The sequence below is a fragment of the Shewanella sp. SM87 genome (assembly GCF_025653705.1).
In the GTDB taxonomy this organism is placed as follows: Bacteria; Pseudomonadota; Gammaproteobacteria; order Enterobacterales; family Shewanellaceae; genus Shewanella; species Shewanella oncorhynchi.
In genome coordinates this window covers 51,525-65,961 of sequence record NZ_JAKKSC010000005.1, presented here as the reverse complement: position 1 = coordinate 65,961, position 14,437 = coordinate 51,525, and the positions used below count along the sequence as shown (strand labels likewise).

The following is a 14,437-nucleotide window of genomic DNA, read 5'->3' as shown; positions in this document are numbered from 1 at the left end:
ACTCGCATTAATGACTGCTAGTTTACTCACTCACATCATCGCATCAATACGTTTTACTTTTTCTTACAAATTACGCTGATAGCGCAAAATATGTATGATTAAGTGTCTTTGGCGATATCAATGGTTGAGTTGCCAGAATGCAGTACGATAACAATGTTGTTAAGTGATTAATTTTACTTATTGCCACTAAATCAACATTTATCACTAAAACCATTTGAAAAAGATTGGTATATAGATAATTTAATTCTGCAACACAGATCGCCTAGATAATCGACAATCCCCTGCTTAAAACTCAAATTGCAGCCAATAAAAAAGGGCGATAATTCGCCCTTTTCTAGTCAACTGCTGAAATTAACGTATTTGACGTTCTTCTTTCATCAGGTTTGACAGTGACTGGTACACATTGCTAACTACTTCATCGCTTAATGGCTGATCTTCGTTATCGCGAAGGAAGATTTTCGTTTCTTCTGGAGTATCACCATCTTCAAGCAGTAAACGGTAGCTACCTTCTTTCAGTGCTAACTTATCTTCGCCCCACAATGAACTCCAGAAACCAGAGTTATCGTCAAACTTGATAAAGTACAATCCTTTAGCACTATCCATATCGGCAATTTCAAAGCCCATTTCTGGTAGCACTATGCGTAGACGATCCCACACTTGCTTATAAGAGGCTTTAGCAGACCAGTAAGCTTTACCTTCTTCAGGCGTCACGAGATCAACATTAATACCTAAGGTTTGCTTCAAACGATTCGATTGGATCGCTTGATCGCGCTTAACGCTGATATACGCAATGGCGCTGTTCAGCATATCAATAGTGTATCTTTGCTTATCTTCACCGCTTAATAAAACTTGTTGCGCTTTATCGTCGTAGAACTCTTCGTGTTCAACTAAGTGAATAACGATATTGGCAGTACGACCATGTGGACGCGTTTCCACATCAAAACGATAGCGTTGGCGCAACAGATAAACTTTATCCGCACCCCACATGCTCGATTCAATCACTTCACGACTTTCAATCCAATCGGTTTCTACGTTGCCTTTGTCAAAATCACGGCTACGAACAGCAATACCTTTTTGAGCAAAGAAACCATCTAAGTTTGTGAAGATTTCTTGTTTCAAATCCACAGCATTGTCGATGGATTCAACCACGATTTTAATGTTGTCACTGCCCTCTTCCACATGAGTACCTTCCGCCATTGGCAGTACTTGCAGTGGCGGACGAATATCTAAGTTTTTGCCATACAGCGAAGCATTCACTTTAGAACCCAGTGCTGGTACATCGAATTCTTTATTGTAGGGTGGCGTTTTTAATCCCGCGGGGATCTTAAGCAAAGGCGCTTGCTCGGCCTGAACATAGTCGTCGTTACCGTTCGCTTGGCGGCGATCAAGTGGCGAACTACAGGCTGCAACAGCAGCAACTAAGATCAGTGGAGTGACTTTCTTTAACATTAATTATTTAACCTCTATCTGGGCACGAGTCATTGCTTCTATCAACAGACCATGACATTGCTCAGAAAGTTCAGTCAAAGGTAAACGAATATGGCCACATTCAATCAAACCCATACGATGGGCAGCCCATTTTACTGGGATAGGGTTGGCTTCACAAAACAGTGTGCTATACAAACCGCGTAGCGGGGTATCTATGCTCTGAGCCAGCTCGGCATTGCCCGCGAGCGCCGCATCACACATAGCTTTAAAAGCCTTTGGTACTATGTTGTTAGCCACCGAAATTACGCCATTTCCACCTAAGAGTAAAAACTCTCTGGCAGTGGCATCATCACCGCTATACAAGAGGAAATCGTCGCCGCACAGTTCGCGCAGACGTTTTACACGGGATAAGTCACCGGTCGCCTCTTTTACACCAATAATGTTGCTCACGCTAACAAGCTCGGCAACAGTTTCTGGCAGCATATCAACGGCAGTTCGGCCTGGAACATTATAAAGAATTTGTGGAATATCTGTGCTAGCGGCCACGGCTTTATAATGCGCAATCAATCCCTTAGGCGTTGGCTTATTATAATATGGCGTTACACCAAGCATAGCGGCAACACCCACCTTAGATAAGGACTTGGTGAGCTCAACGGCTTCAGATGTGGCATTGGCGCCATTGCCACCAATGACAGGAACACGTCCCGCAGCAAATTTAACGGTTTGTGAAACGACCGCTACATGCTCAGGCATAGGCAGAGTCGCTGACTCGCCAGTAGTACCAACGGCCACAATGGCATCTGTGCCTTGGTCAATATGGAATTCGACTAACCTTTCAAGACTTGCAAAATCTACTGAGCCATCACTGTTCATTGGCGTGATTAAGGCTACGATGCTTCCGTTTATCATCTGACTTTCCCCAAGATTTCAGGATTCGCTATGGTACTGATGCCAACCACTAATGACAAGCATTAACGGGGCTCTCAAATTGAATTAGTTATGGTAGCATTACATCCCGCACAAAAACTCAGCTTTAACCCTGAGTTTTCGCTCTATGATATCGAAAAAGTGAGGAAAATTCATGACCAATTTCCTGGTCGTAACAGCGATGGGTCTCGACCGTCCTGGACTTGTAAGTAAACTAGCTCGACTTGCCAGTGACTGTGACTGCGATATCGTCGACAGCCGTATGGCATTATTTGGTAACGAATTTACCCTGATCATGATGTTGTCTGGCTCGTGGGCATCAATAACGAAAATTGAAAGTATGTTCCCCAGTCTCAGCGTTGAGTTAGAACTGCTGACGGTGATGAAACGCACCTCTAAACACACACCACAAAACTACCTTTCTCGCCTCGAAGTACGCTTTACGGGTAAAGACCAACGCGGCACCATTAAACGTATTACCCAGTTCCTTGCTGACAGGTCATTAGATCTTGCCGCAGTACGTTCATTTTCTGAGGAACTCCCCGGTGGTGAACAAACGCAAAATGTGTCGCTAACCATTAATATTCCTGAAAAAGTTGAACTAGAAAAGCTCGAACAGAGTATCTATCAGCTCGCCCAAGATATGACCTTAGATTGTACTATTCGTCGTATGGAAGGCACTGCCATCTTAGAGGACAGAGGATAATAGATGAATACCTTAACGGCTGGGGCAAAAGCGCCTCACTTTACACTGCAAGATCAACATGGCAACTCAGTATCGCTGGCTGACAGCCTTAAGCAAGGCCCTGTTTTAGTGTATTTTTACCCGAAAGCATCAACGCCGGGTTGCACAGTTCAAGCCTGCGGTCTACGTGACAGTAAAGCCGAGCTCGATAGTCATAATGTCACTGTATTTGGCATTAGCCCAGATCCTGTGGCTAAACTGGCTAAATTTGCAGAGAAACAAGCACTCAACTTCACTTTGCTGAGCGATGAAGACCACAGTGTCGCCGACGCTTTTGGGGTCTGGGGTGAAAAGAAATTCATGGGAAAAACCTATGATGGCATCCACAGATTAAGCTTCCTTATCAATACCGACGGCACCATCGCCCACGTATTCGATAAGTTTAAAACCAAAGATCACCATGAAGTCGTACTCGCGCAAATCGCGGGTTAATGACTAATATGACGACGAATACAAGGCTTCAAGCTGCTGCTTTAATCGGCACAAAAGTGTAAACGTTGTCAGTTGATTTTGGTAGCCTGAATAAATAATCGGCAATCGATAACGAAAAGGTCCTGAAATCAGGACCTTTTTCATGAAAAATTTTCACTTTCATATCACAAGATACGGTCTAACCGAGCAAAAAACCGCAAAAGCATTCAGCTATGCCCGTATTCTATGGCATCACAACGTCGGTTTATCCTGCCACATAGGGCCAAATAATCGCAGCGGCAATGCTCCACATGGTTAACCAAATAAAACGGTCAAGGTAACGCCATGCCGCTGGGCGAGTAAAAATGGGCGCTAACAAACGCGCACCAAAACTTAAGCCAAAAAACCAAATAAATGATGCCAGTACAGCACCCGCGCCAAACCAAGGCCGATCGAAATCATCAAATTGAGTGCTAATGCTGCCGAGCAACACCACAGTATCAAGATACAAATGCGGATTAAGCAAACTGATCCCAAGCGTCGTCAGTACGGCTTTCTTAAATGTGTCCGCATTATCGGCCTGATCCATCTCAATGCCCTTAGCCACAAACGACGCCTTTAGCGCATTCGCACCATACCAAAGTAGAAACGCGGCGCCACCGAAACTCGCCACATGCTTAATAGTGGGAAACGACTCAATAATATGTCCTAGCCCCGCTACACCCGCAGTGATCATCAGCGCATCAATGATAGAGCAGAGCAAGGCAATCGGTAACGGGTATGAGCGCTTGATGCCTTGCTTGAGCACAAAGGCATTTTGCGCGCCCACAGCAATAATCAAACTCCCACCAATCCCCATACCCTGTATAAATGCCGCTTGCATAACCACCTCTCATGTTCAAAGAAGGCGCTAGCATAGTCAAAACAACAAAATTAATATAACTAATGTTTTTTATGTATCATAAGTAAAATTAATAACCATCAAACACAGATCGATTAAGGATGACTATGCTGGAATACGCCAATCTCAAAGCGCTCGCCGTTGTAGTCTCAGAAGGCGGCTTCGACCGCGCCGCTAAAGTGCTGCACATTACTCAGTCGGCTGTATCACAGCGTATTCGACAACTTGAAGAAAAAGTCGGTCAGTCACTGCTTATTCGCTCCAATCCTGTGGTCGCAACGCCCACAGGTAAGCGCCTGCTGCGTCACTATTCACAGGTACAATTGCTCGAGAGTGAATTAAGAGCCGAGATGGACGCCGACGATCCCAACCATCCAACCACAGTGCGCATCGCTGTGAATGCCGACAGTTTGGCCACGTGGTTTTTACCTGCGCTAGCAGGCATGTTCAGTCGCCACGCTTGGTTATTGGAATTAATTGTCGATGATGAGTCTTACACCCATCATCTATTGAAAAATGGTGAAGCGGTCGGATGTGTCACCACAACCGAAGTGCCGATGGCGGGTTGCAGCAGTGAGTTTTTAGGCACCATGGAATACCTTTGTGTGGCCACGCCCGAATTTGCCGCGCGCTATTTTAGCGATCTGAGCGACACTCCATCATTTAGTGACACCTCGTCATTCAACACCATCAACCAAGCTCAGTTAGCAAAGGCGCCAGCGGTAGTGTTCTCCACCAAAGATAAGTTGCATGAGAAGTTTCTCGCCCAGTATTTCAATATGACGCCAGGGCAATGGTGGCAACATACTATCCCCTCTTCCGAGAGCTTTTTAGAAGCGATTAACTTGAGTTTAGGTTATGGGCTCGTTGGGCATTTACAAGCTAAACCATTAATCGATAAAGGGATACTGATTGAGATCACCCCAGAACGGCGCATGCGCGTGCCGCTGTTTTGGCAGCATTGGAATATCAAAGCAAAACAAACGACACTGGTTTACCGTGCCCTTGCGGCAACCGCGCAGCATAATTTGCTGCAGGCATAAAAAATCGGGCTCAAACCAAAGTTTGAGCCCGATGTTAAAAGCCTTCAATCTAATATCAAGTGAGTCTTAAAGACTCAGATTTAACATTTAAGAGTTAAGAGTTAACTCACTCTTTATTAGCTCGCTCTTAACGCAGCAATACGTTTCTCTAATGGAGGATGACTCATCATCATTTCCGCCATTGAACGTTTGCCGTTAATACCGAAGGCTGACATTTGTGCAGGCATTGCCGTACTTTCAGGACCTTGGCGTAAACGCTCAAGCGCAGCAATCATCTTACCTTTACCCGCTAAACGTGCCGCACCTTCATCGGCTTTATACTCACGAATACGTGAGAAGTAAGCGACGATAATTGAAGCCAAGATACCGAATAACATATCCAGTACAAAAACAACGGCCATGTAAGCAAACATGCCTAAACCTTCGCCTTCTTCATCATTGCTCGATACAAAGTTGTTGATAATGCCAGCAACTACGCGGGCCGCGAAGATCACAAAGGTATTTACCACACCTTGGATCAGTGTCAAGGTCACCATATCACCGTTAGCAACGTGGCTAACTTCGTGGGCTAATACGCCTTCAATTTCATCTTGGCTCATGCCATATAATAGACCCGTACTGACAGCCACTAATGAATTGTCTTTACTTGGGCCTGTAGCGAACGCATTCATGTCAGGCGATTGATAAATCGCCACTTCTGGCATTTTAATCCCCGCTTGCTTAGCTTGACGGGCAACCGTCTCCACTAACCAACGTTCGGTACTGTCACGTGGGGTGGTGATGACTTCACAACCCATGGTCTTTTTCGCCATCCATTTTGAAATGGCTAAGCTGATAAAGGCCCCACCGAATCCAAAAATGGCAGCGAACACCAGCAGTCCACCCATAGTAGACGTGTTCACGCCTAGAATAGACATCACAATTGAGGCTACTAGCAACACAGCTAGGTTAGTCGCAATCAATAGAAATATACGCTTCATTTCAGCTCCTTTAGGGCAAGAATAGGCCATTTAACTTTGTTCAAAGACATAATATGTCCAAATCATCGAAATTCAAGTGGTAAAAGAAAAGAGTTTTTAAAATAGGTTATCTTTCTCGTATATAGACACTGCCTTTCATGGCCGAGAGTCTAGGGACAGTATATTAATCGAAACTTAAACTTATGCCCAAGCAACCTCAAGAGACGAGTTTCATCGCGTTCTGAGAGCTTTAATTCAAGGCGCATCAACCACTGACTTTTGCATTGATGCCACACAGAAGTAGAATGCCCCGAACGCTCCATCTTGGTGGGGATAACTATCTTGAAAAACACCGCTGCTAGCCGTGCTAGAGCGCAATTCTGCTTTAACTCTCTATGTTTATCGGAATTAATCTTTGTTAACATACCAATACACTCCGAGATTTCAGGATACAAAATGACAATCAACGCCCTACTACTGAGCAGCTCTCGTGTCGGTGATACGCCTTATCTTGCCCACGCGATCCCTTTTATTAAACCGCTCACCGCCAACGCACAAAAATGGATTTTTATCCCCTATGCAGGGGTTAGCATGAGTTATGACACTTATTTAGCGTCTGTCGTGACTGGGTTAGCTGAGCTTGAACTCGATATCAGTGGTATTCATCAGCATCCAGATCCTAAACAAGCAATAAAAGATGCCGATGGAATTTTAATCGGTGGGGGTAACACCTTTCACCTGTTACACCAACTATATCATTATGATCTGGTCGCGCTTATTCGTGAGCAAGTCGCCCTTGGTAAACCTTATATCGGCTGGAGTGCGGGTTCAAACGTATCGGGACTGAGTATTCGCACCACTAATGATATGCCGATCATCGAACCGCCTTCGTTCAACGCATTAAACTTAGTGCCGTTCCAGCTCAATCCACACTATTCCAATTACCAAGCACCGGGCCACAATGGTGAAACCCGTGCCCAGCGATTATTAGAATTCACTAAAGTCGACCCATTAACCCCAGTGATCGGCATAGTTGAAGGCTCAGCTTTGTGGCGACAAGGAGACACACTATCACTCTTAGGTGACAAACCTGCGTATTTATTCAGTGGTGAGCAGCAAGAGATCCTAATTCCTGTGGGCAGTGACCTATCGCACTTACTCAAGTCCTAATATCCACGTTAACATATCTAAATGGGCTCATAGTTAAAACCGTGAGCCTGAATCACTCATTAGCAATAGTTAAGATTAACCATTTGATATTATAAAATTTTAATTAACACTCTCGATTCAACTGCGCCAATTTTGTGTAAAAACGCCACTGAATTCAATGAGAACAGTGTTAGCTCAGCCAAGACAGTTTTTACTGCAGTACCAATTGCGATTACTTATCGTAAAATCACACCGCAAAGTATTGAGAACGGCACCTAAAGTAGCGCCAAGCATAATTTATGTTACAAATCTCTAGCTACGCAGGTAAAATTATCCCTCACCTCAGCTACTCGAATCCCACGACTGAGGATTTTATAGCAGACAAGTTATTAATATTTAGGGATTAGATAGACTGAAGCATACATTGTGCCTATGAATCAGCGTCATTTTAGTAAGGAGTTTCCATTTTGCGAATGAATCTTATGATGAATTACCCTACCGGTTATCCGGCATTACTCAAAAAACTACCTTTTGTCATCTTGACCGCCATCGTCTATGTCGTCGGCATAAACAACGTCAATGCCGCAGCGGCAGAGACAACACCAACGCCTGCACCAGAGAAGAAATCTAAAAAATTCTCCCAAGACACAGTTATTGAACTCGCTCAACAACTGTCGCAAAAACCATTTAAAGAAGCGAAAAAAGCACCTAAAGAACTGGTTGATCTCGATTTCGCGACCTATGGCAAAATCAATTACCAAGAAAATGCCGCGATTTGGGGTGGAACACCGACCAAATTTTCGGTACAACTTTTTGCTCCAGGCTTTCTCTATAAAAACCTTGTCGATATCGACGTGGTCGAAAACAGCAAAGCTATTCCAATTGAGCTAACAGAAGCTTCGTTCGATGTCCCTAACGACACCATTGAAAAACTCATCACTCAAGTGGGCCAATACGCGGGTGTGCGTTTACATTACCCTATCAATGATGATGAAATAAAAGATGAATTCATCATGTTTCAAGGTGCAAGCTATTTTCGCGTGCTCTCTAAAGGGCAAACCTATGGCTTATCTAATCGTGGTTTAGCGATTGATGTCGCCCAGCCAAAAGGTGAAGAATATCCCCTGTTTAAGCGTTTCTGGGTTGAGCGCCCATCTAAATATCAGACGGCAATCGTGGTTCATGCTCTGCTAGATAGCCAAAGTGTCACTGGCGCCTATCGTTTTGGTATTTATCCCGGTTCACCATCACGTGTCGAAGTGGATGTAACCTTATTCCCACGCAAAGATATCCAGCATGTGGGTCTTGCACCGCTGACCTCTATGTTCCTCTTTGGCGGACTCGATAACTCAGATAAACCCGATTACCGCCCACAAGTACATAACTCCGATGGCCTACAAATCGATCGCGGTAATGGCGAACGCCTATGGCGCCCATTAAATAATCCTAACAAACTGCAGATCAGTGCTTTTGGCGATGAAGATATAAAAGGGTTTGGTCTTATCCAGCGCCATCGTAAATTTGAAGACTATCAAGATCTGAGTGCAAACTATCAACTTCGACCTTCTGCATGGATTGAACCCCTCAATGATTGGGGCAAAGGCCAACTAGTGTTGCTTGAAATTCCCTCTAATGCTGAAACCAACGACAACATAGTTGCCTATTGGGAGCCGCAAGGCGGACTAAAAAAGGATCAGCCCTATAAATACTCCTATCGCATAACAGCCTCAAACGACAGCCCTTCTACGGCGTCAAAAGCACGTGTTGTCCGCAGTACTAAGGGGCAAGTATTAGCAAAAGGCAAAGAATTACTTATCGATTTCAGTAACATCAAGCCGCAAGACATTGATAAAATTATCATCGATGCCAGCATCAGCAAAGGTAAAATCCTGTCGTCTCGGATTGTCGCCCACCCAGACATCAATGGCGCTCGAGTATTTATCAGCTTCGAACCAGAAAGTACCAATGTAGCCGAACTGAGAATACAGCTTAAGAAAGACGATAAACCACTTGCAGCGACTTGGCTGTACCGCTGGAATAGCGATGATTGGCAGTAAACTGATATTCACCAGTATCACTGTCTAACAAACATAAACTGACCGAGTAAGTGAATAAAAAGCGCCAGTATTTACTGGCGCTTTTTTATGCCTAGGGTTTTATTTATAGGCTTACTATTTATAGGTTTTATCTCTAGCATAAATAGAACAAGCCAAGGCTAAAAACTCATGACCTGCTTTTCAGCAAACATAATCCCATACCTTATCGCTCGACTTCTCTGCCAGCATAACTACTGGCTTACTTCAAAATGACACTATCAGCTTAAAACGTAGCACTATTATGTGAGTTTAGGGTTATTAGCCTCTCCTGATGTGCGTCGCCGCAAGGACCTCTGCGAACTAAAGTAAGCAGTACGTTAAGTGCGTCAGTCAAGTTTGACCTTAAACCCCTCACAAAGAATGCCGACTAAAAGTAGAAATCTAAATGCAAAAAAGCCTCGATATAAATATCGAGGCTTTTTCTTTTTTGGTACCCGAGGCCAGACTTGAACTGGCACGCTGTTACCAGCGAGGGATTTTAAATCCCTTGTGTCTACCGATTCCACCACTCGGGCAAACTCTGAATATTCATGACGGGAATCATGTCAAAAATATTATTAACTCTATGTAGCTAACGCTTAGTACAACAATCAAATCTTTAATAAAAGCCGATTTAAAATTCTGACTTTATTTTTACCATCACTATCAAAATAATGGTACCCGAGGCCAGACTTGAACTGGCACGCTGTTACCAGCGAGGGATTTTAAATCCCTTGTGTCTACCGATTCCACCACTCGGGCAAACTCATTATATTAACGACGGGAATCGTGTCATTAATACTTTAATCTATGGAGGCGCGACCCGGAGTCGAACCGAGATCGACGGATTTGCAATCCGCAGCATAGCCATTCTGCCATCGCGCCATAGTTGCTAACTCATGTTGAGTAGAATTAGACTTTAAAAATATTGGAGCGACATATCGGGTTCGAACCGATGACCTATACCTTGGCAAGGTATCGCTCTACCAACTGAGCTAATGTCGCATCTTGTTTTACTAGTCACTCAGATAAACAAAGCATTTCACTTTATTACCTAGCTAATATCAAACATCAATATTTGGTAACGTTAAGACTTTGTTTGCACATTGCCTCTTGTCTACGGGGTGGCATTCTACCGATTTACCACCCAGTGTCAACCGCTGTTTTATCGATAACTTACTGCTTGCACACTAAATAATCTCTTTGATTTTTTATTGCACTATTCAGCGGTAAGATCTTTCCAAGCGGCTAAAATGTAACTCATCATTGACCAAAACGTTAATACAGCGGCGATATATAACAGTACAAATGCGGCATTCGTCATTAAAGGATTGTATTGCCAAATCAGCCCAATAATTGCCACCATTTGCGCAGCCGTCTTATATTTACCAATCCAAGACACGGCGACAGTACCACGTTTACCAATTTCAGCCATCCATTCCCTCAACGCTGAAATGACAATCTCACGACCTATCATAAACAGGGCGGGTAATGTCAGCCAGATATTCGCGTATTGATCGACCAACAAAACTAAAGCTGTAATCACCATCAACTTATCAGCGACTGGGTCAAGAAAAGCGCCAAAACGAGTTAATTGTTTCAATTTACGGGCAGCATAACCATCTAATGCATCCGTTAACGCCGCGAGCCAAAAGGTAAATGCGGCAACAAAAGGGGTCCAGTCATAGGGTAAATAAAACAGCACCACAAAAATGGGCAGTAAAAAAAGCCTGAAAAGAGTTAATGCTATAGGTAAGTTAAACGGCATGATCAAACCAGTTAGTCAAAAGCAGCGCCAATCTTGCCTTAATTTTATCACCCTCGCAATGCATCATGAATGGTTTGTGCCATTTCTATGCTGATCCCTGGTACTTTGACTAATTCCGCCACACTTGCACCTTTCACTTCCTGCAAGCCTCCTAAATGCTGTAACAAAGCTTTACGGCGTTTAGGACCAATACCTGGAATCGATTCCAGTGTTGAAGTATTACGGGTTTTCTGGCGACGGTTACGGTGGCCAGTGATTGCAAATCGATGGGATTCATCACGAATATGTTGGATAAGGTGCAGTGCTGGCGAATCCCCTTCGAGGGAAAAGCTGGTTTCGGTATCCCCTAAGATCAAGGTTTCAAGCCCAGGTTTACGGCCCTCACCTTTTGCCACCCCAATAAGCTGCGGTGCTTTATCCAAATGAACAAACTTTTCATCCACTATCTTTTGAGCAATACGCAACTGCCCTAGCCCACCATCAATAAACAAAATGTCAGGGATTTTACCGCCTACCTCAATCTTATCGAAACGGCGGCTTACCGCTTGCTTCATTGCCGCGTAATCATCGCCCGGCGTAATACCCTCGATATTATAACGACGATATTCGCCTTTATGCGGCCCTTCGCGATTAAACACCACACAGGAGGCAACGGTGCTTTCCCCCATGGTATGACTGATATCGAAACATTCCATCCGCTGGATAGGCCCACTCAACTCTAAGATTTCTTCGAGTAACACAAAACGCTGTTCGACGGTGTTCTTATGGGATAGGCGCGTAACCACTGCATTCGTCGCATTGGTCACGGCTAAACGTAAGAAGCTCGCCCTGTCGGCGCGAACATTGGTCTTAATCGAAAACTTTTTATCTAGCGCCTCTGAAATTGCCGCTTCAAGTTCATGTAATTCTTCAAAATTATGGCTAATCACCACTTCTTTTGGAATAGTGCGTTGAATATCTGCATTTAAATAAAACTGTAGGATAAAGGAGCGTAGCACCTCATCCATATCAGTTTGGGCTGGCACTGAAGGATAATAACTACGACTGCCAAAAATTTTACCTTCGCGGATAAATAGCAGGTGGAAACAGGCGATGCCTGACGCATAATGCACCCCAATAACATCCATATCGCCTTTATTATTAGAGACTTCCTGTTGCTCGGCAACTTTACGCAGCGCCATGATCTGATCGCGAAATCGTGCAGCCTGTTCATAGGCTTGCTGCTCAGCCGCAAGTTCCATTTTATCAACCAAGGCGCTGATCACTTGCTGATCTTTCCCCTTTAAAAACAGGCTGGCTAATTTCACTTGCTCATCATAATCAGCGTTACTGACTTTGCCCACGCAGGGCGCGCTACAGCGAGACAGTTGATATTGCAAACAAGGGCGTGAGCGCGATTTGTAGTAAAGATCGTCACATTGACGAATAGGAAACAGCTTCTGCATCAAATGCAGGCTTTCACGCACAGCACCGCCATTGGGATAAGGACCAAAATAGTGGCCTTTTTCCCGCTGCGGACCACGATGATAGGCAAGCCTTGGGTGCTCATGCTGGCTTAATAAGATGTAAGGGTAAGATTTGTCATCACGCAACAACACATTGTATTTTGGCATGTATTGCTTGATGTAATCATTCTCAAGCAACAGAGCATCCGTTTCACTGTGGGTCAGCGTCACATCAATATGGTGAATATGTGAAACTAAGGCTTGGGTCTTAACATTACCGAGGTTTTTACGAAAATACGAGGTGAGCCGTTTTTTAAGATCTTTGGCTTTACCCACATAAATGACGTCATTTTTGACGTCATACATGCGATAAACCCCAGCGGAGGATGAAACAGTACGTAAGAAACTTTGGGCGTTAAATTCATTAGACATCATTCACACCCACAGTTTTGGAGACTTAACACAAACAACATAGGAACATATAACCCAAGAACTCGCTAGATTAAAGTCATCGACCAACGCAATCCACTTCCCATTAAAAATGGCCAGCATCCAACATCTTATAGCGAATAGCTAACCGCGTTAGTTCGACATCACCACTGATCCCCAGCTTAGCAAATAAACGATAACGGTAACTGTTAACGGTTTTAGGACTTAAGTTCAGTTGCTCAGAAATATCGTTAACCTTCTCGCCATTGGTGATCATCAACATGATCTGTAACTCGCGCTCGGACAAAGACTTAAACGGGTTTTCATCGGCAGGATTAAACTGACTCAGCGCCATCTGTTGGGCAATTTCTGGGGACAAATAACGTTGTCCGCGAGAGACCTGACGTATCGCTTGCAATACTTCCGGCGGCGTCGCTCCTTTTGTTAAATAGCCCGAAGCACCAGCCTGCATCACCTTACTTGGGAACGGATCTTCCGTGTGTACAGTTAATACAATAATTTTTGCATGGGGTTGATATCGTAAAATTTTTCGAGTGGCTTCCAATCCGCCCATCCCAGGCATATTCATATCCATTAAGATCACATCCGCTTCATTTTGGCGAGCCCACTGCACAGCAGTCTCACCATCAGGGGCTTCGCCCACGACTTTGATCCCACGTTCATCTTCCAAGATGCGGCGGATCCCAGTTCTCACAAGCTCATGATCGTCAACCAAATATATCGAAATCAACTTAACCCACCTTTTACAATTTACAGCTCGATCCGTGTGTTAGAAAAAGCAACATGGCAAACGGATAACGAGTTCATAGGGCTAATTTAGCCCAACAACCCCATTTCGCAAAGCATAAATTCAACATTGTTAACTAGATGATATTTAAAGGAAGGATTCCAGAATAGCATACCAATAAAAAGCGTTTAAAAACGAAGCAATAACCCCAGAATGACCAGCCTAAAATCCCTGTTAAATCGATATCAAAATATCCAGCAAATATAGACAATTTTTCAGTTCAAGAAAAACAAAAGGCCATCATTACTGATAGCCTTTCACGTGAAAATAGCAGAAGAGATACGCTTAGAATGGAGAACCCTAGTTCAAATTTCACATACAAAAAAGGCCATGAATAAACATGGCCTTT

General features: G+C 44.1%; 12 protein-coding genes and 4 tRNA genes. 5 read left to right on the top strand and 11 right to left on the bottom strand.

Going from position 1 to position 14,437, the window contains the following annotated elements; genetic code table 11:
- Positions 1-351: 351 nt before the first annotated feature.
- Positions 352-1,449, bottom strand: coding sequence for an outer membrane protein assembly factor BamC (gene bamC / locus L5M11_RS05580; protein ID WP_198572357.1), 1,098 nt, complete (start codon positions 1,447-1,449; stop codon positions 352-354).
- A 3-nt stretch (positions 1,450-1,452) separates the two neighbouring features.
- Entirely contained in the window at positions 1,453-2,337 is an 885-nt protein-coding gene (gene dapA, locus L5M11_RS05575) for a 4-hydroxy-tetrahydrodipicolinate synthase (protein WP_028759649.1), read from the bottom strand.
- A gap of 172 nt (positions 2,338-2,509) precedes the next feature.
- Here dapA and L5M11_RS05570 point away from each other — a divergent pair, with 172 nt between their 5' ends.
- Both L5M11_RS05570 and bcp read left to right on the top strand, forming a co-directional pair.
- Positions 2,510-3,061: a glycine cleavage system protein R gene (locus L5M11_RS05570; RefSeq protein WP_028759648.1), complete on the top strand. Its 552-nt coding sequence runs from the start codon at positions 2,510-2,512 to the stop codon at positions 3,059-3,061.
- A 3-nt stretch (positions 3,062-3,064) separates the two neighbouring features.
- Positions 3,065-3,532, top strand: coding sequence for a thioredoxin-dependent thiol peroxidase (gene bcp, locus L5M11_RS05565; RefSeq protein ID WP_113940881.1), 468 nt, complete (start codon positions 3,065-3,067; stop codon positions 3,530-3,532).
- Positions 3,533-3,776: 244 nt separating this feature from the next.
- Here the strand turns inward: bcp and L5M11_RS05560 are convergent, their stop codons facing one another.
- Positions 3,777-4,394 (bottom strand): LysE/ArgO family amino acid transporter, encoded by a 618-nt coding sequence (locus L5M11_RS05560; RefSeq protein WP_028759646.1) that lies wholly within the window; start codon positions 4,392-4,394, stop codon positions 3,777-3,779.
- Positions 4,395-4,519: 125 nt separating this feature from the next.
- Between L5M11_RS05560 and L5M11_RS05555 the strand changes: the two genes are divergently transcribed.
- Positions 4,520-5,455: a LysR family transcriptional regulator ArgP gene (locus tag L5M11_RS05555; RefSeq protein WP_107947972.1), complete on the top strand. Its 936-nt coding sequence runs from the start codon at positions 4,520-4,522 to the stop codon at positions 5,453-5,455.
- A 116-nt stretch (positions 5,456-5,571) separates the two neighbouring features.
- On the opposite strand, the gene htpX is transcribed toward L5M11_RS05555, so the two are convergent.
- Entirely contained in the window at positions 5,572-6,435 is an 864-nt protein-coding gene (gene htpX / locus L5M11_RS05550) for a protease HtpX (RefSeq protein WP_006082065.1), read from the bottom strand.
- 435 nt (positions 6,436-6,870) lie between these two features.
- Between htpX and pepE the strand changes: the two genes are divergently transcribed.
- Positions 6,871-7,584, top strand: coding sequence for a dipeptidase PepE (gene pepE / locus L5M11_RS05545; protein WP_263191582.1), 714 nt, complete (start codon positions 6,871-6,873; stop codon positions 7,582-7,584).
- A gap of 452 nt (positions 7,585-8,036) precedes the next feature.
- On the top strand, positions 8,037-9,620 hold the full coding sequence (locus tag L5M11_RS05540; protein WP_242068355.1) for a glucan biosynthesis protein G: 1,584 nt from the start codon (positions 8,037-8,039) through the stop codon (positions 9,618-9,620).
- A 467-nt stretch (positions 9,621-10,087) separates the two neighbouring features.
- On the opposite strand, the gene L5M11_RS05535 is transcribed toward L5M11_RS05540, so the two are convergent.
- The 7 genes from L5M11_RS05535 to uvrY all read right to left on the bottom strand — a co-directional run bounded on the left by L5M11_RS05535 (position 10,088) and on the right by uvrY (position 14,031).
- Positions 10,088-10,174, bottom strand: a tRNA-Leu gene (locus L5M11_RS05535).
- Positions 10,175-10,313: 139 nt separating this feature from the next.
- A tRNA-Leu gene (locus tag L5M11_RS05530) sits at positions 10,314-10,400 on the bottom strand.
- A 49-nt stretch (positions 10,401-10,449) separates the two neighbouring features.
- Positions 10,450-10,523: transfer RNA gene (locus tag L5M11_RS05525), tRNA-Cys, on the bottom strand.
- A 44-nt stretch (positions 10,524-10,567) separates the two neighbouring features.
- Positions 10,568-10,643: transfer RNA gene (locus tag L5M11_RS05520), tRNA-Gly, on the bottom strand.
- A 214-nt stretch (positions 10,644-10,857) separates the two neighbouring features.
- Positions 10,858-11,406 carry a CDP-diacylglycerol--glycerol-3-phosphate 3-phosphatidyltransferase gene (gene pgsA, locus L5M11_RS05515; protein WP_028759642.1) on the bottom strand — a complete coding sequence of 183 codons (549 nt, stop codon included), beginning with the start codon at positions 11,404-11,406 and terminating at the stop codon, positions 10,858-10,860.
- Between the two features lie 47 nt (positions 11,407-11,453).
- Positions 11,454-13,283: an excinuclease ABC subunit UvrC gene (uvrC, locus tag L5M11_RS05510; RefSeq protein WP_263191580.1), complete on the bottom strand. Its 1,830-nt coding sequence runs from the start codon at positions 13,281-13,283 to the stop codon at positions 11,454-11,456.
- A gap of 103 nt (positions 13,284-13,386) precedes the next feature.
- Complete coding sequence (uvrY, locus tag L5M11_RS05505; protein ID WP_006082070.1) at positions 13,387-14,031, bottom strand: UvrY/SirA/GacA family response regulator transcription factor; 645 nt, start codon at positions 14,029-14,031, stop codon at positions 13,387-13,389.
- Between the last annotated feature and the right edge of the window lie 406 nt (positions 14,032-14,437).